The organism is Bacillus sp. N12A5 (assembly GCF_026790125.1).
In the GTDB taxonomy this organism is placed as follows: Bacteria; Bacillota; Bacilli; order Bacillales; family Bacillaceae; genus Bacillus.
Genome location: NZ_JALAMR010000008.1, coordinates 341,784 through 364,347 on the forward strand (window position 1 = coordinate 341,784; position 22,564 = coordinate 364,347).

The window sequence follows — 22,564 nt, forward strand, 5'->3', positions numbered from 1 at the left end:
GACAAGTTAAATAAAGTCCTGATGTGTTAGTTGTACACCTAGTTTTGACCGAACATTTTTTTGATTTGGGAGCCCGCATTTTTAAATGGCGTACATGCCTCTTTTCATTCGGTAAAGAGGACTTACAAGATTTAAAAGAGGGCACCCACCTGCTGAGAGCGGGTTCAAAACAAAGGAAAGCTGCAACGGCACTATTGGGACTTTATTTTTTGTGCGCAGAAAAACGGCTGTTCCAGTATCAGCCATTTTATAGATGAAACCAGAATACGAATGTGGAGTGAGGTTCTTGTTACACCAGTTTTCACGTAATGAATTAGCTATCGGAAAAGAAGGCCTTGAAACGCTGAAAAACAGCACGGTTGCTGTGCTTGGGGTCGGCGGAGTCGGATCGTTCGCAGCGGAAGCTCTCGCACGGTCAGGCGTTGGCCGCATTTTGCTCGTTGACAAAGATGATGTCGACATTACCAATGTAAACCGCCAGCTTCATGCGCTGCTTTCAACTGTCGGACAGCCGAAAGTTGATTTAATGAAAGCGCGGATCGCAGACATTAACCCAGAGTGTGAAGTGATCGCGTTAAAAATGTTCTATACCGAAGAAACATATGAGCAATTTTTTGACTATGATCTTGACTATGTCATTGATGCGTCAGACACCATCTATTATAAAATTCATTTAATGAAAGAATGTCTAAAACGTGATATTCCGCTTATCTCCAGCATGGGGGCCGCGAATAAAACGGATCCGACACGCTTTCAAATCGCTGATATCTCAAAAACGCACACTGATCCAATTGCGAAGGTCGTTCGTACGAAACTACGCAAAGAGGGCATCAAAAAAGGCGTTCAAGTCATTTTCTCTGACGAAAGCCCGATTGTTATTCGGGAAGATGTCAGAAAAGAAGTGGGGAATGACGAAGCGAAAATCCGTAAAGCAAAAATGCCGCCATCCTCTAATGCTTTTGTGCCGTCAGTGGCCGGTTTGATTATGGGCGGACATGTGGTCATGGATCTATTGAAAGACATTGAAATCAAACGTGTGAAAGATAAATAACGCATAAAAAACAGCCTTGAGTATCATCAAGGCTGTTTTTGTCTTATTTTCTTCTCATTAATTTGTCGTATACCTGCTTTAACGCGGATTCGAACTTGCCCGTTTGCTTCGGCTTGTAATATTGCTTGTTTTTTAAAGGGTCAGGGAGATATTGCTGTTCGACCCATCCGTTGTCGTAATTGTGCGGGTATTTATAGTCGATTCCTCTTCCTAATTCCTGAGCTCCTTTATAATGCGCGTCCTTTAAATGCTTCGGGACATCCCCAATTTTTCCGGCTCTGATATCCGCCAGCGCCTCATCGATTGCCAGAATGGCTGAGTTTGATTTCGGAGAGAGGCAAAGTTCAATGACAGCGTTGGCCAGCGGAATTCGCGCTTCGGGAAAACCGACCCGCTCCGCGGTCTGAACAGCGTGCAGCACCCTCGGGCCGGCTTGCGGGCTTGCTAAGCCGACATCTTCATAGGCAATGACCAGCAGTCTTCTCGCGATGCTTTCCAGATCTCCAGCTTCAATTAATCTTGCCAAATAGTGAAGAGCGGCGTTGGCATCAGAGCCGCGGATCGATTTTTGAAAAGCGGACAAAACATCATAATGCGCGTCACCGTCTTTATCGTGAGAAAAGCTCTTTTTCTGCAAACATTCTTCCGCGGTTTCTAATGTAATGTGAATCACGCCATCGGCTGATTCCTTTGTTGATAAGACGGCCAGCTCAAGCGCATTTAAAGCAGAGCGGACATCCCCCCCGCATCCATGGGCAAAATGCTCCATCGCCTGATCATCAACGGATACAGAATAGGTGCCAAGGCCCCGGTGCTCATCATGAAGAGCCCGTTCCAGAGCCTGTTTAATCAGCTCCGGTGTTAACGGCTCAAGCTCAAAGATCTGTGTCCGGCTTCTGATCGCAGGATTAATGGCATGATACGGATTAGCCGTGGTTGCTCCGATCAAAATGATCATCCCGTTTTCTAAGTAGGGCAAAAGAAAATCTTGTTTCCCTTTATCAAGCCTGTGAACTTCATCCAGAATCAGAATCACCTGGCCGGACATTTTGGCTTCCTGGGCTACGATTTCCATATCTTTTTTATTGTTAATGACAGCATTCAGCTTTCGAAAAGCAATACTTGTTGATCCGGCGATTGCTGTTGCGATTGATGTTTTTCCAATTCCGGGCGGCCCGTACAAAATCATGGATGACAAATGTTTTGCCTGGACCATTCTGCCGATAATTTTATCTTCAGCCACCAGATGCTGCTGGCCGATAATATCCTCTATTTTTGTCGGACGCATCCGATATGCCAATGGCTTCATCATCATCTCTCCTTACATAATTACAGGGTAACGGAAAAACGGACATTAGAAAAGGGGAAAGCCCCGTTTTCCGCCTGCCTCAATGAAAATTAGCTGAAGGTATGTTATAATAACAGTTGGTCTATTAGATAATAAACGGACGAATCATATAGAAATTACCATTATAAATGTGGAAAATCATGAAATAACAGAGGTGTTCATGTTGAAAATATCAACTAAGGGAAGATACGGACTCACCATTATGATCGAGCTTGCAAAAAAACATGGTGAGGGCCCGACTTCATTAAAAAGCATCGCACAGACGAATAATTTGTCCGAGCATTATTTGGAGCAGCTGGTATCGCCGCTCAGAAATGCCGGTTTAGTGAAAAGCATCAGAGGCGCATACGGCGGATATGTATTAGGCAGTGAGCCGGACGCGATAACGGCGGGAGATATTATCCGTGTACTCGAGGGGCCGATCAGTCCTGTTGAAGTGCTGGAAGACGAGGAGCCTGCCAAGCGTGAGCTCTGGATTCGCATCCGGGATGCTGTGAAAGAGGTTTTAGACAGTACAACATTAGAGGATCTTGCCAGCTATACAGACGGAGAGCAAGAAGCTTATATGTTCTATATTTAGATCAGAGGTGTAAACATAATGGAACGGATTTATTTAGATCATGCCGCAACGTCTCCGATGGATGAGCGCGTGCTGGAAAAAATGATTCCGCATTTCTCCGGCAATTTCGGCAATCCATCCAGCATTCATTCATTTGGAAGAGAATCTCGAAAATGGGTGGACGAAGCAAGAGCGCAGATTGCAGCTGAAATCGGAGCGTCAGAGCAGGAGATCATTTTTACAAGCGGGGGAACGGAAGCCGATAACTTGGCTATCATGGGAACCGCGCTTGCAAGAAAAGATATGGGCAGACATATTATCACGACAAAAATTGAGCATCACGCCGTCCTTCACACGTGTGAAAAGCTTGAGGGAGACGGATTTGAAATAACGTACCTGGACGTTGACCAGAATGGCAGAGTCAATGCAAAACAGGTGAAAGAAGCACTGCGTGATGATACAATCCTTGTGACAGTGATGTATGGGAATAATGAAGTCGGAACAGTGCAGCCGATCAATGAAATCGGTGAGCTGTTGAAGGAACACCAGGCTTATTTTCATACGGATGCTGTTCAGGCATTCGGGTTGCTGCCAATTCATGTGAAAAACAGCCATATTGACCTTCTGTCTGTTTCCGGGCACAAGCTCAACGGGCCAAAAGGGACAGGCTTTTTATATGCTAGTAAAGATGTGAAGCTTTCACCGCTTTTATTCGGAGGAGAGCAAGAGAGAAAACGCCGTGCCGGAACGGAAAATGTTCCAGGCATTGTCGGGCTGAAAGAAGCGATCAAGCTGTCAGGTGAAGAACGGGACGAAAAAAACGAGAAGTATCAATCGTTTAAAGCAATCTTTGCCGACACGCTTAGAGATGCAGGTGTGGCATTCGAGATCAATGGGGACAAAGAGCATAGTCTGCCGCATGTTCTGAATCTTTATTTCCCCGGTGTGTCAGTGGAAGCGCTGCTGGTCAATCTTGATATGGCGGGTGTCGCTGTCTCCAGCGGTTCAGCGTGCACGGCTGGTTCAGTCCTGCCGTCACATGTTTTGACTGCCATGTTCGGAGAAGAGAGTGACCGGCTGACGTCCTCGATTCGGATCAGCTTCGGCCTCGGCAATACGGCTGAGCAAGTGAAAACTGCTGCCAAACATGTGGCCGACGTTGTCAAACGGCTGACACAATAAGGCGGCTTAGTAATTGGAGTGAATGAAATGGAAAAACGGCCGGAAGATACAAGGGTCGTCGTCGGCATGTCCGGCGGAGTAGACTCATCTGTGGCGGCCCTGCTGTTAAAAGAACAGGGCTATGATGTAATCGGAATCTTTATGAAAAACTGGGATGATACGGACGAAAACGGTTTTTGCACGGCGACAGAGGATTATGAAGATGTGATCCGCGTCTGCAACCAAATCGGAATTCCGTATTATGCCGTAAACTTTGAAAAGCAATATTATGAGAAGGTATTTCAATACTTCCTTGATGAATATAAAGCAGGCAGAACACCAAACCCGGATGTTCTATGCAACAAAGAAATTAAATTCAAGGCATTTTTGGAGCATGCCCTGTCACTAGGCGCCGACTATTTAGCGACCGGCCACTATGCAAGGGTAGACAGAAGCGGCGGCAAAGTCAGAATGCTGCGCGGCCTTGATGAAAACAAGGATCAAACGTACTTCTTGAATCAGCTGACGGAAGATACGCTAAGCAAAGTCATGTTCCCGATCGGCGAGCTTCAAAAAAGCCGAGTACGTGAGATTGCCAAAGAAGCGGATCTTGCAACGGCGACGAAAAAAGACAGTACGGGCATCTGTTTTATCGGCGAACGCAACTTCAAAACGTTTCTTAGCCAATATCTCCCTGCACAGCCGGGCGATATGATGACGATGGACGGCGAAGTAAAAGGACGCCACGACGGGTTAATGTACTACACGATCGGACAGCGTCACGGCCTTGGCATCGGCGGAAGCGGCGAGCCGTGGTTTGCGGTGGGGAAAGATCTTGAAAAGAACATTCTCTATGTGGATCAAGGGTTCCATAACCCGCTTCTTTATTCCGACAAAATTACAGCTACGAATATCAGCTGGGTTCGTTCGGATATCATGAAGGGCAAAGAGATTTCCTGCACGGCTAAATTCCGTTACCGCCAAGAAGACCATAAAGTAACGGTGCGCATGACAGGTGAAGGCGAAGCGGAAGTCATCTTTGATGAACAAGTCCGCGCCGTGACACCGGGACAAGCCGTTGTTTTCTATAATGGCGAAGAATGCCTTGGCGGCGGAACAATTGATGATGTGTACAAAGACGGAACAAAATTGTGGTACGTATAAAAGATGAAAAACCTCAACACTGAGTTGGGGTTTTTTAATGAAAGGAAGATAGTCGGTGGATTATAATCAACTCGGTATAGAGGCGATGCAAAAAGGTGATTACGAGAAAGCGGCAGAGGCATTTACAAAAGCGATTGAAGAAAATAAAGAAGACGCCATTCCATATATCAATTTTGCCAACCTGCTTTCATCTATAAACGAGCTGGAACGGGCTTTAGCGTTTTATGATAAAGCGCTTGAATTAGACAGCAGCGCCGCCACTGCTTATTATGGAGCAGGAAATGTCTATGTCGTAAAAGAAATGTACAAAGAAGCGAAAGACATGTTTGAAAAAGCGCTTCGTGCCGGGATGGAAAACGGCGACCTGTTTTATATGCTCGGAACGGTTCTGGTCAAGCTCGAACAGCCTAAGCTTGCACTGCCATATTTACAAAGAGCGGTCGAACTGAATGAGAACGATACAGAAGCACGCTTTCAATTTGGGATGTGCTTAGCGAACGAGGGCATGCTGGACGAAGCACTCAGCCAATTTGCAGCTGTAACAGAACAAGAACCGGGCCACGCTGATGCATTTTATAATGCCGGTGTCGCTTATGCTTATAAAGAAAACCGAGAAAAAGCGCTGGAAATGCTGAACAAGGCGATCGACATTCAGCCGGATCATATGCTGGCGCTTCATGCTAAAAAACTGATCGACCCATCATAACAGGCACAGGAGGAGGGACAGCTCGTGCAGCAGCATCCGGATCAGCTTAAACTGGAGGAAGAGCCCTATTTAAAAGGGACAGTCAACACAGTCATCTATCATAATGACGCCAATTTATATACGGTTCTGAAAGTGAAAGTCACAGAGACCTCCGAAGCCATTGAAGATAAAGCCGTATCCGTGACGGGCTACTTCCCTGCGCTTCAAGAAGAAGAGACCTACACGTTTTACGGAAAGATCGTAACCCACCCGAAATTCGGGCTCCAATTTCAAGCGGAGCATTTCAAAAAAGAGATACCGACGACTAAGGAAGGCATTATTCAATATTTATCGAGTGATTTATTCGAGGGAATCGGCAAAAAAACAGCTGAAGAAATTGTCAAAAAGCTGGGTGACAATGCCATTAATAAAATATTGGCTGACGCTTCAGTCCTTTATGATGTTCCGAGGCTCTCAAAAAAGAAAGCTGATACGTTAGCCGGCGCCTTGCAGCGGCATCAGGGACTGGAACAAATCATGATTTCCCTAAATCAGTTTGGCTTTGGCCCGCAGCTGTCTATGAAAATTTATCAAGCCTATGAATCCGAAACCCTTGAAAAGATCCAGGAAAACCCTTATCAGCTTGTAAAGGATGTAGAAGGCATCGGGTTTGGAAAAGCGGATGAGCTGGGCAGCAGAATGGGGCTTTCGGGTAATCATCCTGAGCGCGTAAAAGCCGCCATTTTGTACACGCTTGAAACGACTTGTCTGTCAGAAGGGCATACGTACATAGAAACGGAGCAGTTGATTATTGACACCCAATCACTGTTGAACCAGTCAGCAAGGGAAGGGCAGCGCATCACAGAAATGGATGCCGCTAACGCAATTATTGCTCTTGGAGAAAATAAAGACATTGTCATAGAGGATGGACGCTGTTATTTTCCATCGCTGTTTTACGCAGAACAAAACGTGGCAAAGCGGGTGAAACATATCGCTAGCCAAACCGAATACGACGACCAGTTTCCTGAATCAGAATTTCTGCTCGCTTTAGGGGAGCTGGAAGAACGGATGAACGTTCAATATGCCCCCAGCCAGAAGGAAGCGATTCAAAAAGCTCTTTCCTCACCGATGCTCCTTTTAACTGGGGGGCCGGGAACGGGGAAAACGACGGTAATCAGAGGAATTGTTGAACTGTACGGAGAGCTTCATGGTGTGTCACTCGACCCGTCAGCTTATAAAAAGGATGAAGCTTTTCCAGTTGTATTGGCAGCACCGACAGGAAGAGCGGCGAAACGAATGAGTGAATCAACGGGGCTTCCGGCAGTTACGATTCACAGGCTCCTTGGCTGGAACGGCGCTGAAGGGTTTACCCATACAGAGGATCAGCCGATCGAAGGGAAGCTGTTAATAATCGATGAAGCCAGTATGCTTGATATATGGCTTGCGAACCATTTGTTCAAAGCGATTCCTGATCATATTCAAATTATCATCGTCGGTGACGAAGATCAGCTGCCTTCTGTCGGTCCGGGCCAAGTGCTGAGAGACCTTTTGGCATCCCAGGTGATTCCGACTGTGAGACTGACAGATATCTACCGGCAGGCAGAGGGGTCATCAATCGTCGAGCTTGCCCACCAAATGAAAAATGGCTTGCTGCCGAACAATTTGACTGCACCGACGAAGGACCGTTCCTTTATTCGCTGTGGAGGCTCACAAATTAAAGAAGTAGTTGAGAAGGTTGTCGCCAATGCATTGAAAAAAGGCTATACGGCAAAGGACATTCAGGTCCTCGCCCCGATGTACAGAGGAAAAGCCGGGATCAATGAACTGAATGTGATGCTTCAGGACATTTTGAATCCTCCTAAAGAAAAGCGGAGAGAAATCAAGTTCGGGGATGTTGTCTACAGAACCGGAGACAAAATTTTGCAGCTCGTCAATCAGCCGGAAAACAATGTGTTCAACGGAGATATTGGCGAAATCACGTCAATATTTTATGCGAAGGAAAACACAGAAAAAGAAGACATGGCCGTCGTTTCTTTTGACGGCAACGAAATGACGTTTACGAAAAAAGATTTTAACCAGTTTACCCATGCGTATTGCTGCTCTATTCATAAATCGCAGGGAAGTGAATTTCCGATTGTGGTTTTGCCCGTTGTGAAAGGCTACTATAGAATGCTCAGAAGAAACCTTCTTTATACCGCGATTACGAGAGCAAAGAAATTTCTCATTTTATGCGGAGAAGAGGAGGCGCTGGAGTGGGGCGTAAAGAATAATGATGCAACTGTCAGACAGACTTCTTTGAAAAACAGGCTATCAATGCAGGTTGAGGAAATGGATGCAGAGCTTGAAGCTTTGCAAAAAGAGCTCCCATTCAGCGTACTCGATGCCAATATTGGCATGGAAGGCATAACACCATTCGATTTTATGAAGGAAGAACAAAGGCTCCCGTGACAGCGGGGGTCTTTTATTTGCGGTGGAAGTGATTTCATCGTATGAGTCAAGGGCGCAAAGCAAAACCTAAGCCTGTTCAACAAAAGGTGGTTGATCACACTTTGAGAACATGCCATGAGGTAGAAGGATTCCCAGTATACTCAGAACGAACTTCTTGTTATCTAGGGACAATTTCTGATATTTGTTTTTCTCTGCAGGGAGATTGTCTCGGGTTTATTCTTGCACAAAAACGGTTTTTGCATCATCATCATGCGCTATTGCGGGCGTGTGATATCTCTTCCATTCTTGATGACCGCATAATGGCCTCGGTCAGTTCAGAACAGCTTCTGCCTCTTCCGAAATTATGCTTCACATACGAACAGATGAAAATGAAGCTTGTGAAATCGCAAGAGGGAGATATATTGGGGATGCTGGAAGATGTATACTTTTGTTTGGACAGGGGCATAATCGTAGCATATGAACTCTCGGACGGTTTCTTTTCTGACCTGGCGGGAAGCAAGCGCCAGATCCAAAGAGCGGATTCGCTTGTCGAGGTGCGGAAAGACGAGATCGTTCTGAACGGATAGAGGTGTGAAATATGCTTATATGCCCGAACTGCAAAAGTAAGGATATCGGGAAAATCGGCGTGAACCAATATTATTGCTGGGGCTGTTTTATTGAGCTGACAGTGGCGAAAGGGAAGATTGCAACTCATCAAGTGGAAGAAGACGGAACGTTAAGCAGCTTGGATGATTTGTTTTCTGAGGATGAACGCAGCATCAATTTTTAACCATGAAAGGAGATGCGCAGGATGAATCGGACGATGACTTCTCTTTTGGCATTGGGAGCTGGGGCTCTCGTGTACAGAATGGCGACTCAATCCGACATGCTGAATAATCGAAGCATGAAGCGAATGAGAAAAAGAATAACAAAAATGTTTTAATGCGAAAAAAGGATACTCTCCAGAGAGTATCCTTTTCTATGTTTGCCGTGCCTCCAGGCGCCTTGCTGCGAGTGAAAGGCTGTAATTGACTGCAAAATACATGAGTGCCGCAAATAAAAAGATCGGAAAAAAATAACTGCCGTCTGCGCTTTGGCCGTTTATAATCTGCGCGTTGTGAATCAGTTCGGGCAGGGCGATCACAACAGCGAGCGATGTATCTTTTAATAAAGAAATGAATTGGCTTACGATGGGAGGAACCATGCGGCGAAGCGCTTGCGGCATGATGATTAGGAACAGGGCTTGTGTATAGCTCAGCCCGGAGGAGCGCGCCGCTTCAATTTGTCCTTTGTCAATTGATTTCAGCCCGCTCCGGATAATTTCAGATAGCATGGCGGACTCGAAAATCGTTAATGCTGTAATTGCTGCAGCCGTAATTTCAAGCTTAATCCCGATTTCCGGAAGGGCAAAAAACGTAAAGAAAATAATTAATAGCAAGGGGAGGTTTCTGATCGTTTCAACGAGAACCGCAATCAATTGAGAAAGAACGGGAACTTTCGCATAACGCAGGGTGCCTGCGATTAAACCGAAGAAAAAGCTCAGAATGATGGAGATGAAAGCAACGTACAGAGTGACGAGAAAGCCATCCCATAAAAACATTAAATGCTCTTGCGAATAAGCTCCGATGAAATCCAAAATAACTCACTCCTTATCAATAGCTTCTTTCCAGCCGTTTTTCCAAATAGTTAACACCGATGCTAAGCGGTATGGTCAGCACTAAGTAAAAAAGCGCCACATAAATATAAACATCAAATACAACGAGTGTACTCGACGAGACCAAATCGGCCTGATACATAAGGTCCAACCCGGCCACAACCCCAAGAATCGAAGAGTTTTTGACTAAGTTTAAAAATTGATTGCCCAAGGGCGGAATGACGATTTTGATTGCCTGCGGCAAAATGATGTGGAGCATGGCCTGGCTGTAGGTAAAGCCTGACGATCGCGCCGCTTCCATCTGTCCTTTTGAGACAGACTGGATGCCCGCTCTGATGGCTTCAGCTATAAACGCTGAGGTATAAATGGTGAGGGCAACCGTTCCCGCTTGAAAACCGTCAAGCCTCAGCCCTGCGTTTGGAAGGCCGAAATAGAATACAAAGGTAATTAAAAGAAGGGGGATGTTGCGGATAAATTCCACATATGCGGTCCCGAGCCATTGCAGCGGCTTAAAGACTGTAATTCTCATAACCGCCACCACAACGCCGAGAACAAAACTGCCGGCCAGCGCGATGACACTAGCGAGCAGGGTATGGTAAAAACCGTCCATATACATATCGAAGTTATCGAAAAGAATTGACACATTCATCGCCTATTCACTCCTTATCAAATCGGGATGAGCATCACCTGCTCATCCCGGGATGGTCGTTATTCAGCTGGGTCTTCTTTAATCCATTTTTTATAAATATCATCATATCTGCCATCCGACTTCATCTTTTTGAGTGAAGCGTTAATTTCTTTCGTGAGAGCAGATTGGCCTTTTTTTACAGCGATCCCGTAAGGCTCATCTGTAAAAGTCTCTCCTGTTAATTGATAATTTTTATTTTCATCAGCCATCCCGTATAAAATCGCATTATCCGTCGTGAGGGCATCGCCTTGCCCTGATTTGAGCGCCGTAAAGGCTTCTGCGTAGTTTTCAAATTCTAAAACAGATGCATCAGGCGCCTTTTCACGGATGTTTTGAGAGGAGGTTGAGCCTTTTACTGCAAGAACTTTTGAGCCTTTGCCAAGATCCTTAACACTCTTGATGTTGCTGCCTTTTTTTACGAGAAGCGATTGCCCAGCCTCGAAATACACATCAGAAAAGTCAACTTCCTTTTTTCTTTCTTCAGTGATCGTCATTGTGGCGACAATAGCATCGATATCCCCGTTTTGCAGCATAGGAATCCTAGTTTTTGAGGTGACCTCTTTAAATTCAGCTTTTTTTTCGTCACCTAAAATGTCTTTAGCGATTTGTTTGGCAATATCAATATCAAAACCCTCAATCTCACCTGTGCTCGGATTTTTAAGGCCGAACAGTCTGGTGTCCGTTTTGACGCCGAATACTATTTTGTCATTGTCTTTAATGGCGGCTAGCGTATCTTTTTTGCTCTCCTTTGAGACTTCTCCATTTGACCCTTTGCTGCCGCAAGCGGCAAGCAAGATGACAGTCAATAAAGAAATGAATGCTAAAGATAAAATCTTTTTCATACAAGCTCCCCCATTTCTGTTTTAATGATTTAATATACGGCTTAAGAATAAGCGGGCCCGTTCTTCCTTCGGATTCGCGTAAAACTCAGCCGGCACTGCTTCTTCTAAAATTTTTCCTCCGTCAATGAAGACAATTCGGTCGGCGACTTCTTTGGCAAACCCCATTTCGTGCGTCACAACAACCATTGTCATGCCTTCTTTGGCTAGTTTCTTCATGACATCAAGCACCTCGCCGATCATTTCGGGATCAAGTGCTGATGTCGGCTCGTCAAACAGCATGACCTCCGGCTTCATCGCAAGCCCTCTTGCGATGGCTACACGCTGCTGCTGCCCGCCTGAAAGCTGGGAAGGGTAAGCGTCAGCCTTGTCTGGGATGCCGACTTTTTCTAGATAGTAATGCGCTGTTTCCTTTGCTTGTTCAGGTGATTGTCTGAGTACTTTTACCGGAGCCAGCATGATATTCTGCAGCACTGTTTTATGCGGATATAAATGAAAGTGCTGAAACACCATCCCGATATTCCGCCGCACTTTATTGATGTCAGTTTTTCTGTCGTTAATGACAGTGCCGTTGACTGTGAGCGTGCCCTCATTGATCGTTTCAAGCCTGTTGATGCATCTGAGCAATGTGCTTTTACCGGAACCGGATGGGCCGATGATAACAACGACTTCGCCTTTTTCGATTTGAAGATTAATTTGTTTTAATACATGAAAATCTCCGTAATGCTTGTTTACATTTTGAAATGTGATCATCGCAATCCTCCTATCAGAACTTCGAACAAGGTGTGTGAAATGGAAATAAAACAAATTTAAAACTTAAATGGTCAAACTTTTCTGAAATCTTAACATGAAAAAATGTCCATGACTTCTGGCCGACTAAAGAAACAGAAAGAATAATTCCTTGTAAACCTCAAAAGATATAGAAGAGGTGAAAGCAGATGCTTCAAAAACCGGTGCAGCTTTTATTATGGGTGGCCATTTGTTTGCTGGTTCTGTTAACAGTCTATGTCTTTTTTATGCTTGATATGTTATGGTCACCCTTTTGGCTCGTAATAAAAACGATCTTTATTCCCTTGATTATTTCCATTTTTATTTCTTATTTATTACTTCCGGTCACAGAATGGCTGCATGGCAAAGGGTTACCGAGGACTTTGAGCATCTTGGTGATTTATGTTCTTTTTTTTGGCGGACTTGGATGGGCGCTGTATAAAGGCGTGCCTGTTTTAATCGTGCAGCTGACGGATTTATCAGAAAATATACCTATGTTTGCCGAAACGTATAACGGGCTCCTTCTTCATGTGCATAACCATACGGATGACTGGCCTGACGGCATGCATCATCGTATAGATAAAATGATCCGCCAGACGGAGGCGTTTTTTGCGGGAACAATCGAGGGCGCGATCAGCGGAATCCGCAGCGTGCTTGATTATTTCTTAATTGCGGCAACAATCCCTTTTCTGGTGTTTTACATGGTAAAGGATATTGAATTGATGAAAAAAACGGTCTGGTACTTGACTCCGAAGTCGTGGAGAAAGCGGGGCAGCGCCTTTTTGCGCGATGTGGATGACTCTCTTGGAGATTACGTCCGCGGGCAGCTTCTGGTCTGCTTGATTCTCGGTGTGATCGCAGGTATTACATTCTGGATATTTGGGCTCCCGTATCCGCTGATTTTAGGCCTTATTTCCGGGATCACGAATGTTATCCCGTATTTTGGTCCTTTCATTGGAGCTGTTCCTGCGCTGTTAATCGCAATGACGATCTCAGTGAAGGCGGTTCTCGTTGTGGTCATTACAGTGTTTATTCTGCAGTTTATGGAAGGAAATATCCTCAGCCCGTTCATTGTCGGCAGAAGCCTTAAAATGCACCCTGTCGTGATCATGCTTGCGCTCCTTGCCGGAGGAGAGCTTGCGGGAATCGTCGGAATGATTCTGGCTGTTCCAGCGACGGCTGTTTTAAAAGTGATGATGATCCATTTTTTGCAGATGAGGACGGAGCATTGACATTGGCGTGCCGCTTGTCTATAATTTCTCGTAGAATACATACGAATCTCGAGTGACGGATCTGAGTACGCCGAAGCCCTGTTAAAGAGAGAAGCTCCGTAAGCTGAAAGGAGCTTTATCAGAAGATCGGAGGAAGCTAATCCTGAGTGCAGTTAATCACTGCCGCACATCCTGCGTTACAGGGTAAAAGGTGACGGGCGAATGATAATGCCCGTAATCAGGGTGGTACCGCGAGACAGCTCTCGTCCCTGTGTAAACGTGTGGTTTGCATAGGGGGAGGGCTTTTTTGCTGTCACTGAAGAGAATTTCGATTTTTATAGAGGAGGAAATACAATGAAACACTTAACTTCTGCGGAAGTGCGTCAAATGTTTTTGGATTTCTTTAAAGAAAAAGGACATGCGGTAGAGCCGAGCGCGTCATTAGTGCCTCATGAGGATCCTTCACTGCTTTGGATCAACAGCGGTGTTGCGACGCTGAAAAAATATTTTGACGGCCGTGTCGTTCCGGAAAATCCAAGAATCGCAAACGCTCAAAAAGCGATCAGAACAAACGATATAGAAAATGTAGGTAAAACTGCGCGCCACCATACTTTTTTTGAAATGCTCGGGAACTTTTCCATCGGCGATTATTTTAAAGAAGAAGCCATTACATGGGCTTGGGAGTTTTTAACGAGTGACAAGTGGATCGGTTTCGACAAAGAGCTTCTCTCTGTTACGGTTCACCCTGAAGATGAAGAGGCGTATGAGTTTTGGGCGAAAAAAATCGGCATTCCAGAAGAAAGAATTATCCGTTTGGAAGGGAACTTCTGGGACATCGGCGAGGGGCCGAGCGGACCGAACACGGAGATCTTCTACGACCGCGGTGAGGCATATGGCAATGACCCAGAAGATCCGGAGCTTTACCCAGGCGGAGAAAACGACCGTTACTTAGAAGTATGGAACCTTGTGTTCTCTGAGTTCAATCATAACCCTGACGGCACGTACACGCCGCTTCCGAAGAAAAACATTGATACGGGCATGGGACTTGAAAGAATGGTATCTGTCATCCAGAATGTTCCGACAAACTTTGATACCGATTTGTTTGTTCCGATCATCAAAGCAACAGAAACGATTTCTGGTCAAACATACGGCAAAGACAATGTGAAAGACACTGCGTTTAAAGTAATTGCCGACCACATCAGAACGGTTGCCTTTGCTGTCAGTGACGGGGCGCTTCCGTCAAATGAAGGCCGCGGCTATGTATTAAGACGCTTATTGCGCCGGGCCGTGCGCTATGCCAAAACGATCGACATCCACCGTCCGTTTATGTACGATTTAGTGCCGGTTGTCGCTGAAATCATGGCTGATTTCTATCCAGAAGTGAAAGAGAAAGCGGATTTCATCGCGAAAGTCATTAAAACAGAGGAAGAGCGCTTCCACGAAACACTTAATGAAGGGCTTGCGATCCTGTCAGAAATGATCAAAAAAGAAAAAGACAAGGGCAGCAGCGTGATTTCAGGTGCCGATGTGTTTAAGCTGTACGACACGTATGGATTCCCGGTTGAGCTGACTGAAGAATACGCAGAAGACGAGAACATGACGGTTGACCATAAAGGCTTTGAAGAAGAAATGAACCAGCAGCGTGAACGGGCTAGAAACGCCCGCCAAGACGTCGGCAGCATGCAGGTGCAGGGCGGCGCATTGCGCGATGTGACCGATGAAAGCACATTTGTCGGCTACTCTCAAACAAAAGATGATGCCAATATTATTGTGCTTCTTCAGGACGGCCAATTAATCGAAGAGGCTCATGAAGGAGAAAGCGTTCAAATCATTCTTGATGAAACGCCGTTCTATGCAGAGAGCGGCGGCCAAATTGGCGACAAAGGCTATCTTCGCAGCGAACAGGCAGTGGTGAGAGTTAAAGATGTACAAAAAGCGCCGAACGGCCAGCATGTGCACGAAGGTGTTGTGGAGAGCGGCACTGTTCAAAAAGGCCTGCATGTTACGGCTGAAGTTGAAGACCATATGAGAAGCGGCGTCATTAAAAACCATACGGCAACACATTTATTGCATCAGGCACTTAAAGATGTTCTTGGAACTCATGTCAATCAGGCAGGGTCTCTAGTAACGGAAAACCGTCTTCGTTTTGACTTCTCACATTTTGGCCAAGTGACAAAAGAAGAGCTCGAACAAATTGAGAAAATCGTAAACGAAAAGATCTGGGCGAGCATTCCGGTCAGCATTGATTTGAAACCGATCGCTGAAGCAAAAGAAATGGGCGCAATGGCTCTGTTCGGCGAAAAATACGGCGATATTGTCCGGGTCGTTCAAGTCGGAGATTACAGTTTAGAGCTGTGCGGGGGCTGCCATGTCAGAAACACAGCAGAAATCGGCCTGTTTAAAATCGTTTCTGAATCTGGAATCGGAGCAGGCACAAGACGGATTGAAGCTGTCACAGGACAAGGCGCTTACATCGAAATGAACAGCCAGATCTCAGTACTGAAGCAGGCAGCTGACGAGCTGAAAACAAATATTAAAGAAGTGCCGAAACGAGTTGCGGCTCTTCAGTCTGAACTGAAGGAAGCGCAAAGAGAAAATGAATCTCTTCTTGCGAAACTCGGCAACGTTGAAGCAGGAGCGATCCTGTCAAAAGTAAAAGAAGTTGACGGCGTGAGTGTCCTTGCGGAAAAGGTAAATGCGAAAGACATGAACCATCTCCGCACAATGGTTGATGAACTGAAAGCAAAGCTTGGCTCTGCGGTGATCGTGCTTGGTGCGGTACAAAACGATAAAGTCAATATCTCTGCCGGAGTCACAAAGGATCTCATTGAGAAAGGCCTGCATGCCGGCAAGCTGGTCAAACAAGCTGCGGAAGTTTGCGGCGGAGGCGGCGGAGGCCGTCCGGATATGGCGCAGGCAGGCGGCAAACAGCCGGAAAAATTAGAAGAAGCTTTGGCTTCTGTAGAAGATTGGGTGAAATCCGTTTTATAATTTGCCCATGTAGTGTAGAATGATGGTAAGATAAGGACCCCAGGCTGAACTTTGCCTGCGAATTTGGGAAAGAGGTGCAAAACGGTGAGCTCGTTTGATAAAACGATGAAATTTAATTTCTCCGATGATTCTGCTGAGACTAACGTAAATGAGGTGCTGATTACAGTGTATGACGCGCTTCAGGAAAAGGGCTACAATCCAATCAATCAGATTGTCGGATACTTGCTGTCAGGTGATCCCGCTTATATTCCTAGGCATCGTGACGCTCGCAATTTAATTCGCAAACTTGAAAGAGACGAATTAATCGAGGAATTGGTGAAGTCTTATTTAGAACAGCATAAAGAGGCGTAAATATAGAATGAGAATATTAGGGCTCGATTTAGGAACCAAAACACTCGGTGTTGCTCTGAGCGATGAAATGGGCTGGACTGCTCAAGGCATTGAGACCATAAAGATAAATGAAGCAGAAGGCGATTATGGTTTATCCCGTTTATCTGAACTGATAAAGGACTATACTATAGATAAAATCGTGCTCGGCTTTCCTAAGAACATGAACGGAACAGTCGGCCCGAGAGGCGAAGCCAGCCAAACATTTGCTAAAGTGCTTGAAACAACGTACAATGTTCCTGTTGTGCTGTGGGACGAGCGTCTTACCACAATGGCGGCTGAAAAAATGCTGATTGCAGCTGACGTCAGCAGGCAAAAACGAAAAAAAGTCATTGATAAAATGGCGGCTGTTATGATTTTACAAGGATATCTTGACAGCTTAAATTAAAGCCAGAGGTGAAGAAAATGGAACACGGCGAAAAAAATATTACAATTGTTGACGATCAAGGAAATGAACAGCTTTGTGAAGTGCTGTTTACATTTGAAAACGAAGAGTTTGGCAAGTCTTATGTCTTGTACTACCCGATCGAATCAAAAGATGACGAAGAAGTAGAAATTCTTGCTTCCAGCTTCACGCCAAACGAAGACGGTGAAAACGGTGAGCTATTCCCTATTGAAACTGACGAAGAATGGGATATGATCGAAGAAACACTAAACACGTTCTTAGCGGATGAAGACGAAGAATAAAAACACCGCGCCAAAGCCGGAGCTATAATGCTCCGGCTTTTTTTCTGCTGTGTAAAGGCCTCTATGACCCTTTTTTTGTAATAAATTGCCGAAATACAATGAATCATGTAGTATAAGAGCTGATGGGAGGAGACCTAATGTATATCAATCAGCAAAAAAAATCATTTTTCAATAAAAAAAGAATCATACTGTCTTCCATTCTTGTGCTGCTTCTCATCATTGGCGGAGCATTTTTATATGGAAAATCATTACTTGAACCAGTTGAGGAAAACAGTAAAACGACAGTTAACATTAACATTCCGAGCGGATCGTCTGTTTCGGCCATCGCCTCGATATTGAAGAAAAACGATGTCATAAAAAGCGAGAAGGCATTTCAGTATTATGTGAAATATAAAGGTGCTACCGGGTTTCAGGCGGGATTCTATCACCTGAATAAAGGAATGGACTTGGATGCCATTATTCATAAGCTGACAAGCGGGGCTACAGGCTACGCCTTTCAAATTACGGTGACCGAGGGAGCGCAATTGACACAAATCGCGGCTGCTATTGCTGATGAAACGAAATACTCTAAAAAGCAAGTCATAGCGAAACTGGACGATGAAACATTTATCGATCAGCTGAAGAAAGAGTTCCCGGACACTATTACAAATGATGTTTTCAATAAAAACATTAAGCATCCGCTGGAAGGGTACCTGTTCCCGGCCACATACCCTTTTAATGATCCGGACGCGTCACTTGAAGACATTATTACTGCAATGATCAAACAGACAAATTCTCATGTGGAAACTTACAAAGCAGAAATGAAGAAAAATAAACTTTCTGTGCATAAGCTGCTGACAATGGCTTCTTTGATTGAAGAAGAAGCGACTGAAAAAGTCGACCGCCATAAAATCGCGAGCGTCTTTTATAACCGCCTGAAGAAGAAAATGCCGCTTCAAACAGATCCGACCGTGCTGTACGCGGCAGGCAAACATAAAGATCGGGTTCTTTATAAGGACCTGGAAATTGATTCACCGTACAATACGTATAAAAACACGGGTCTGACGCCAGGGCCGATTGCCAATGCCGGCATGTCGTCATGGGAAGCAGCGCTGCATCCGGATAAAACGGACTATCTGTACTTCTTGGCCAAATCAAATGGTGAGGTCGTATTTACAAAAACGTTAAAAGAGCATAATAAAGCAAAAGAAAAATACATTTCCTCAAAAAGCGAGAAATAAAAGGAGAGCAAAAAGCTCTCCTTTTATTCGCTTTCCGCAAGGTTTTATGATAAAATATATCGGGTTGTTTACCGATGTATCATGATGTATTCAGAGAGTGTCCCTATGCAAAAGACTGGGGCACTCCTTTTTAGAACGGGAGGCTGTTTGTTGTGACTGACCGGTATGAACAAATAAATGACTATATAGAAGCATTATTGAAGCCTCGGCCGGAAAACGTGAAGAAGCTTGAAGCATATGCCGAAGAACATCATGTCCCAATCATGGAAAAAGCGGGCATGGAGGTGCTGCTTCAAATTTTGTCTGTGAAGCAGCCGAAAAAAATACTAGAAATCGGAACGGCCATTGGTTATTCCGCCATTCGAATGGCGCTGGAGCTGCCGTCTGCTGAAATATATACAATTGAACGCAATGAGAAACGGCATGAGGAAGCGGTAAACAATATCAAGGAGTTTCAGCTTGATGACCGGATTCATGTTTTTTACGGAGACGCGGTTGAATTAGCCGACGCCGTTCATGTAACCGCGCCTTATGATGTCATTTTTATTGACGCTGCAAAAGGTCAGTATCAAAACTTTTTTCATTTATATGAACCGATGCTTTCACCGGACGGGGTGATTTTAACAGACAATGTGCTGTTTAAAGGTCTGGTGGCAGAGGATTACAGCAAAATAGAACCGAAAAGAAGGCGCAGACTGGTAACGAAAATTGATGAATATAATCATTGGCTGATGAATCATCCGGATTATCAAACTGCGATTATTCCTGTCGGGGACGGACTTGCGATTAGTAAAAAGAAGAGGTGAACGTCATGAAAAAACCAGAGCTCTTAGTGACGCCGACGAGCACAGCGGACATTTTGCCGCTGATACAGGCGGGGGCAACTGCGTTTTTAGTTGGGGAACAGAGATACGGCTTGAGATTAGCCGGAGAATTTTCTCGTGAAGATGTAACAAAAGCTGTAGAGATCGCTCACAAAGAAGGGGCGAAAGTATACGCTGCCGTTAATGCAATTTTCCATAACGATAAAGTGGGTGAACTTGGCGAATATCTGGCTTTTTTAGCGGAAACCGGTGTCGATGCAGCGGTATTCGGCGATCCTGCCGTGCTTATGGCTGCCCGTGAATCTGCGCCTGACCTGAAGCTTCATTGGAGCACAGAAACGACAGGCACCAACTACTATACATGCAACTACTGGGGACGCAAAGGCGCTGCGCGTTCTGTGCTTGCCAGAGAGTTAAACATGGACAGCATTGTGGAGATTAAAGAAAACGCTGAAGTCGAAATTGAAATCCAGGTGCATGGAATGACGTGCATGTTCCAGTCGAAGCGTTCTTTGATTGGAAACTATTTTGAATACCAAGGCAAAGTGATGGATATTGAAAGAAAGAAAAAAGAATCAGGCATGTTCTTGCACGATAAAGAGCGTGATAATAAATATCCGATTTTCGAAGATGAAAACGGCACGCACATTATGAGCCCGAACGACGTGTGCATCATTGATGAGCTAGAAGAATTAATAGATGCAGGCATTGATTCCTTCAAAATCGACGGTGTCCTGAAATCGTCTGAATACTTAATAGAAGTCACCAAAATGTACAGAGAAGCAATAGATCTGTGTGCGGAAAACCGTGACGAATATGAAGCGAAAAAAGAAGACTGGATTGAACGCATTGAAAGCATCCAGCCAGTAAACAGAAAAATCGATACCGGCTTCTTCTTCAAAGAAACGGTTTATTAATTATAAGGAGGTTAAGCTATGACTGCCGTAAATGATAAAATATCCACAATCGTCAATGGAAAGCGTGTGATTACGAAAAAGCCGGAGCTTCTTGCACCTGCGGGTAATCTTGAAAAGCTGAAAATTGCTGTTCATTACGGAGCGGACGCAGTCTTTATCGGAGGACAGGAATACGGGCTGCGCTCGAATGCCGATAACTTTACGATCGAAGAAATTGCAGAAGGCGTTGAATTCGCAAAGAAATATGGCGCGAAGATCTACGTAACAACCAATATTTTCGCTCATAATGAAAACATGGACGGGCTTGAAGACTATTTAAAAGCGCTAGGAGACGCCAACGTTGCGGGCATCATTGTGGCGGATCCGCTTATTATCGAAACATGCCGCAGAGTGGCGCCAAATGTTGAGGTTCACTTGAGCACGCAGCAGTCTCTTTCAAACTGGAAGGCTGTCCAGTTCTGGAAGGAAGAAGGCCTTGACCGCGTCGTGCTGGCACGTGAAACAAGTGCGCTTGAAATCAGAGAAATGAAAGAAAAGGTAGATATCGAAATCGAATCCTTTATTCACGGCGCGATGTGTATCGCATATTCCGGCCGCTGTGTCCTGAGCAATCACATGACGGCGAGGGATTCCAACCGAGGAGGCTGCTGCCAGTCATGCCGCTGGGATTATGACCTCTATCAAACAGACGGTGCCAATGCCGTTGCTCTTTATGGTGAAGAAGATGCGCCATTTGCAATGAGCCCGAAAGACTTGAAGCTGATTGAATCCATTCCGAAAATGATCGAAATGGGCATCGACAGCTTAAAGATTGAAGGACGCATGAAATCCATTCACTATGTAGCAACAGTTGTCAGTGTATACCGCAAAGTAATTGACGCTTATTGCGCTGATCCGGATAACTTTGTGATTCAAAAAGAATGGCTTGAAGAGCTTGATAAGTGCGCCAACCGGGACACTGCGACAGCTTTCTTTGAAGGAATCCCAGGCTATGAAGAGCAAATGTTCGGCGAGCACGCGAAAAAAACGACATTTGATTTTGTCGGCTTAGTGCTGAATTATGATGAAGACACACAAATGGTCACGCTTCAGCAGCGCAATTTCTTCAAAAAAGGCGACGAAGTCGAATTTTTCGGTCCGGAAATCGAAAACTTTACACATACGATTGAAACCATTTGGGACGAAGACGGAAATGAGCTAGATGCTGCCCGCCATCCCCTGCAAATTGTCAAATTCAAACTAGACAAAAAGATTTATCCGAGCAACATGATGAGAAAGGGGAAGTAACAGCCCATGGGTAAGAATCCAGTAGTCATTGGAATCGCAGGAGGTTCCGGTTCAGGAAAAACGAGTGTCACACGGTCAATTTATGAACAATTTAAAGGACACTCAATTTTAATGATCCAGCAGGACCTTTATTATAAAGACCAAAGCCATCTTCCATTTGAAGAAAGGCTGAACACAAACTATGATCATCCGCTTGCGTTTGATAATGACTATTTAATCGAGCATATTCAGGATCTATTGAATTACCGCCCGATTGAAAAGCCGATTTACGATTATAAGCTTCACACAAGATCAGAAGAAACAGTTCACGTAGAGCCAAAGGATGTGATTATCCTTGAAGGCATTCTTGTTCTTGAAGACAAAAGGCTTCGTGATCTGATGGATATCAAGCTTTATGTTGATACAGACGCTGACTTGCGTATCATCAGACGGATTATGAGAGATATTAATGAGCGCGGACGCTCTATTGATTCTGTCATTGAACAATATGTGTCAGTTGTCCGTCCGATGCATAACCAATTTGTCGAGCCTACGAAACGGTACGCTGATATTATTATCCCGGAAGGCGGACAGAATCACGTCGCAATTGATCTGATGGTCACAAAAATTCAAACCATTCTTGAACAAAACGCGATTTTGTAATACCATAGCATAGACATAAATAACTCTGACCATATTATGTATAGGCAGGAAGGG

General features: G+C 45.0%; 24 protein-coding genes and 1 other RNA gene. 20 read left to right on the top strand and 5 right to left on the bottom strand.

What is annotated here, in order from left to right; all coding sequences use genetic code 11:
• Positions 1-12: 12 nt before the first annotated feature.
• Both ssrS and MOC09_RS11080 read left to right on the top strand, forming a co-directional pair.
• Positions 13-205, top strand: a non-coding RNA gene (gene ssrS / locus MOC09_RS11075) — 6S RNA.
• A gap of 81 nt (positions 206-286) precedes the next feature.
• The gene (locus MOC09_RS11080) at positions 287-1,051 is read left to right on the top strand and encodes a tRNA threonylcarbamoyladenosine dehydratase (protein ID WP_015384240.1); all 765 of its coding nucleotides are present in this window, start codon (positions 287-289) and stop codon (positions 1,049-1,051) included.
• A 43-nt stretch (positions 1,052-1,094) separates the two neighbouring features.
• Here the strand turns inward: MOC09_RS11080 and MOC09_RS11085 are convergent, their stop codons facing one another.
• The gene (locus MOC09_RS11085) at positions 1,095-2,360 is read right to left on the bottom strand and encodes a replication-associated recombination protein A (protein WP_268362050.1); all 1,266 of its coding nucleotides are present in this window, start codon (positions 2,358-2,360) and stop codon (positions 1,095-1,097) included.
• Positions 2,361-2,562: 202 nt separating this feature from the next.
• On the opposite strand from MOC09_RS11085, the gene cymR reads away from it, so the two are divergent.
• The 8 genes from cymR to MOC09_RS11125 all read left to right on the top strand — a co-directional run bounded on the left by cymR (position 2,563) and on the right by MOC09_RS11125 (position 9,338).
• Positions 2,563-2,979: a cysteine metabolism transcriptional regulator CymR gene (gene cymR / locus MOC09_RS11090; RefSeq protein ID WP_003225879.1), complete on the top strand. Its 417-nt coding sequence runs from the start codon at positions 2,563-2,565 to the stop codon at positions 2,977-2,979.
• 18 nt (positions 2,980-2,997) lie between these two features.
• Positions 2,998-4,140, top strand: a complete 1,143-nt coding sequence (locus tag MOC09_RS11095) for a cysteine desulfurase family protein (RefSeq protein WP_268367077.1) — start codon at positions 2,998-3,000, stop codon at positions 4,138-4,140.
• Positions 4,141-4,167: 27 nt separating this feature from the next.
• The gene (gene mnmA, locus MOC09_RS11100; protein ID WP_268362054.1) at positions 4,168-5,283 is read left to right on the top strand and encodes a tRNA 2-thiouridine(34) synthase MnmA; all 1,116 of its coding nucleotides are present in this window, start codon (positions 4,168-4,170) and stop codon (positions 5,281-5,283) included.
• A gap of 85 nt (positions 5,284-5,368) precedes the next feature.
• Positions 5,369-5,989 carry a tetratricopeptide repeat protein gene (locus tag MOC09_RS11105; RefSeq protein ID WP_268370553.1) on the top strand — a complete coding sequence of 207 codons (621 nt, stop codon included), beginning with the start codon at positions 5,369-5,371 and terminating at the stop codon, positions 5,987-5,989.
• A gap of 24 nt (positions 5,990-6,013) precedes the next feature.
• Positions 6,014-8,416, top strand: a complete 2,403-nt coding sequence (locus tag MOC09_RS11110; protein ID WP_268370517.1) for an ATP-dependent RecD-like DNA helicase — start codon at positions 6,014-6,016, stop codon at positions 8,414-8,416.
• Positions 8,417-8,457: 41 nt separating this feature from the next.
• A complete protein-coding gene (locus tag MOC09_RS11115) occupies positions 8,458-8,982 on the top strand; it encodes a PRC-barrel domain-containing protein (RefSeq protein WP_268362058.1) in 525 nt (174 codons plus the stop codon).
• A gap of 11 nt (positions 8,983-8,993) precedes the next feature.
• Positions 8,994-9,185: a hypothetical protein gene (locus MOC09_RS11120; protein WP_003225893.1), complete on the top strand. Its 192-nt coding sequence runs from the start codon at positions 8,994-8,996 to the stop codon at positions 9,183-9,185.
• A 21-nt stretch (positions 9,186-9,206) separates the two neighbouring features.
• Positions 9,207-9,338 carry a YrzQ family protein gene (locus tag MOC09_RS11125; RefSeq protein ID WP_019715211.1) on the top strand — a complete coding sequence of 44 codons (132 nt, stop codon included), beginning with the start codon at positions 9,207-9,209 and terminating at the stop codon, positions 9,336-9,338.
• A 36-nt stretch (positions 9,339-9,374) separates the two neighbouring features.
• Here MOC09_RS11125 and MOC09_RS11130 read toward each other — a convergent pair whose 3' ends face one another.
• Genes MOC09_RS11130 through MOC09_RS11145 form a run of 4 tightly spaced genes read right to left on the bottom strand, consistent with a single transcriptional unit; the run spans position 9,375 to position 12,329 of the window.
• The gene (locus MOC09_RS11130; RefSeq protein ID WP_268362061.1) at positions 9,375-10,031 is read right to left on the bottom strand and encodes an amino acid ABC transporter permease; all 657 of its coding nucleotides are present in this window, start codon (positions 10,029-10,031) and stop codon (positions 9,375-9,377) included.
• A gap of 16 nt (positions 10,032-10,047) precedes the next feature.
• Positions 10,048-10,698, bottom strand: a complete 651-nt coding sequence (locus tag MOC09_RS11135; RefSeq protein ID WP_268362063.1) for an amino acid ABC transporter permease — start codon at positions 10,696-10,698, stop codon at positions 10,048-10,050.
• 59 nt (positions 10,699-10,757) lie between these two features.
• Positions 10,758-11,579: a glutamine ABC transporter substrate-binding protein GlnH gene (gene glnH / locus MOC09_RS11140; protein WP_268370519.1), complete on the bottom strand. Its 822-nt coding sequence runs from the start codon at positions 11,577-11,579 to the stop codon at positions 10,758-10,760.
• A 21-nt stretch (positions 11,580-11,600) separates the two neighbouring features.
• On the bottom strand, positions 11,601-12,329 hold the full coding sequence (locus MOC09_RS11145) for an amino acid ABC transporter ATP-binding protein (protein WP_268362068.1): 729 nt from the start codon (positions 12,327-12,329) through the stop codon (positions 11,601-11,603).
• 185 nt (positions 12,330-12,514) lie between these two features.
• On the opposite strand from MOC09_RS11145, the gene MOC09_RS11150 reads away from it, so the two are divergent.
• The 10 genes from MOC09_RS11150 to udk all read left to right on the top strand — a co-directional run bounded on the left by MOC09_RS11150 (position 12,515) and on the right by udk (position 22,510).
• Entirely contained in the window at positions 12,515-13,576 is a 1,062-nt protein-coding gene (locus tag MOC09_RS11150; protein WP_268362070.1) for an AI-2E family transporter, read from the top strand.
• A 333-nt stretch (positions 13,577-13,909) separates the two neighbouring features.
• Complete coding sequence (gene alaS / locus MOC09_RS11155; protein ID WP_268370521.1) at positions 13,910-16,546, top strand: alanine--tRNA ligase; 2,637 nt, start codon at positions 13,910-13,912, stop codon at positions 16,544-16,546.
• Positions 16,547-16,630: 84 nt separating this feature from the next.
• On the top strand, positions 16,631-16,897 hold the full coding sequence (locus MOC09_RS11160; RefSeq protein WP_003225903.1) for an IreB family regulatory phosphoprotein: 267 nt from the start codon (positions 16,631-16,633) through the stop codon (positions 16,895-16,897).
• A gap of 7 nt (positions 16,898-16,904) precedes the next feature.
• Positions 16,905-17,321 (top strand): Holliday junction resolvase RuvX, encoded by a 417-nt coding sequence (gene ruvX / locus MOC09_RS11165; RefSeq protein ID WP_003229795.1) that lies wholly within the window; start codon positions 16,905-16,907, stop codon positions 17,319-17,321.
• A gap of 17 nt (positions 17,322-17,338) precedes the next feature.
• Entirely contained in the window at positions 17,339-17,620 is a 282-nt protein-coding gene (locus MOC09_RS11170; protein WP_003246199.1) for a DUF1292 domain-containing protein, read from the top strand.
• A 137-nt stretch (positions 17,621-17,757) separates the two neighbouring features.
• Positions 17,758-18,840: an endolytic transglycosylase MltG gene (gene mltG / locus MOC09_RS11175; protein WP_268362074.1), complete on the top strand. Its 1,083-nt coding sequence runs from the start codon at positions 17,758-17,760 to the stop codon at positions 18,838-18,840.
• Positions 18,841-18,992: 152 nt separating this feature from the next.
• The gene (locus MOC09_RS11180) at positions 18,993-19,646 is read left to right on the top strand and encodes an O-methyltransferase (protein ID WP_268370523.1); all 654 of its coding nucleotides are present in this window, start codon (positions 18,993-18,995) and stop codon (positions 19,644-19,646) included.
• 5 nt (positions 19,647-19,651) lie between these two features.
• Entirely contained in the window at positions 19,652-20,581 is a 930-nt protein-coding gene (locus MOC09_RS11185) for a peptidase U32 family protein (RefSeq protein WP_268362075.1), read from the top strand.
• 18 nt (positions 20,582-20,599) lie between these two features.
• Positions 20,600-21,868: a peptidase U32 family protein gene (locus MOC09_RS11190; protein WP_268362076.1), complete on the top strand. Its 1,269-nt coding sequence runs from the start codon at positions 20,600-20,602 to the stop codon at positions 21,866-21,868.
• A 6-nt stretch (positions 21,869-21,874) separates the two neighbouring features.
• Complete coding sequence (gene udk / locus MOC09_RS11195) at positions 21,875-22,510, top strand: uridine kinase (RefSeq protein WP_003225916.1); 636 nt, start codon at positions 21,875-21,877, stop codon at positions 22,508-22,510.
• The last annotated feature ends 54 nt before the right edge of the window (positions 22,511-22,564 follow it).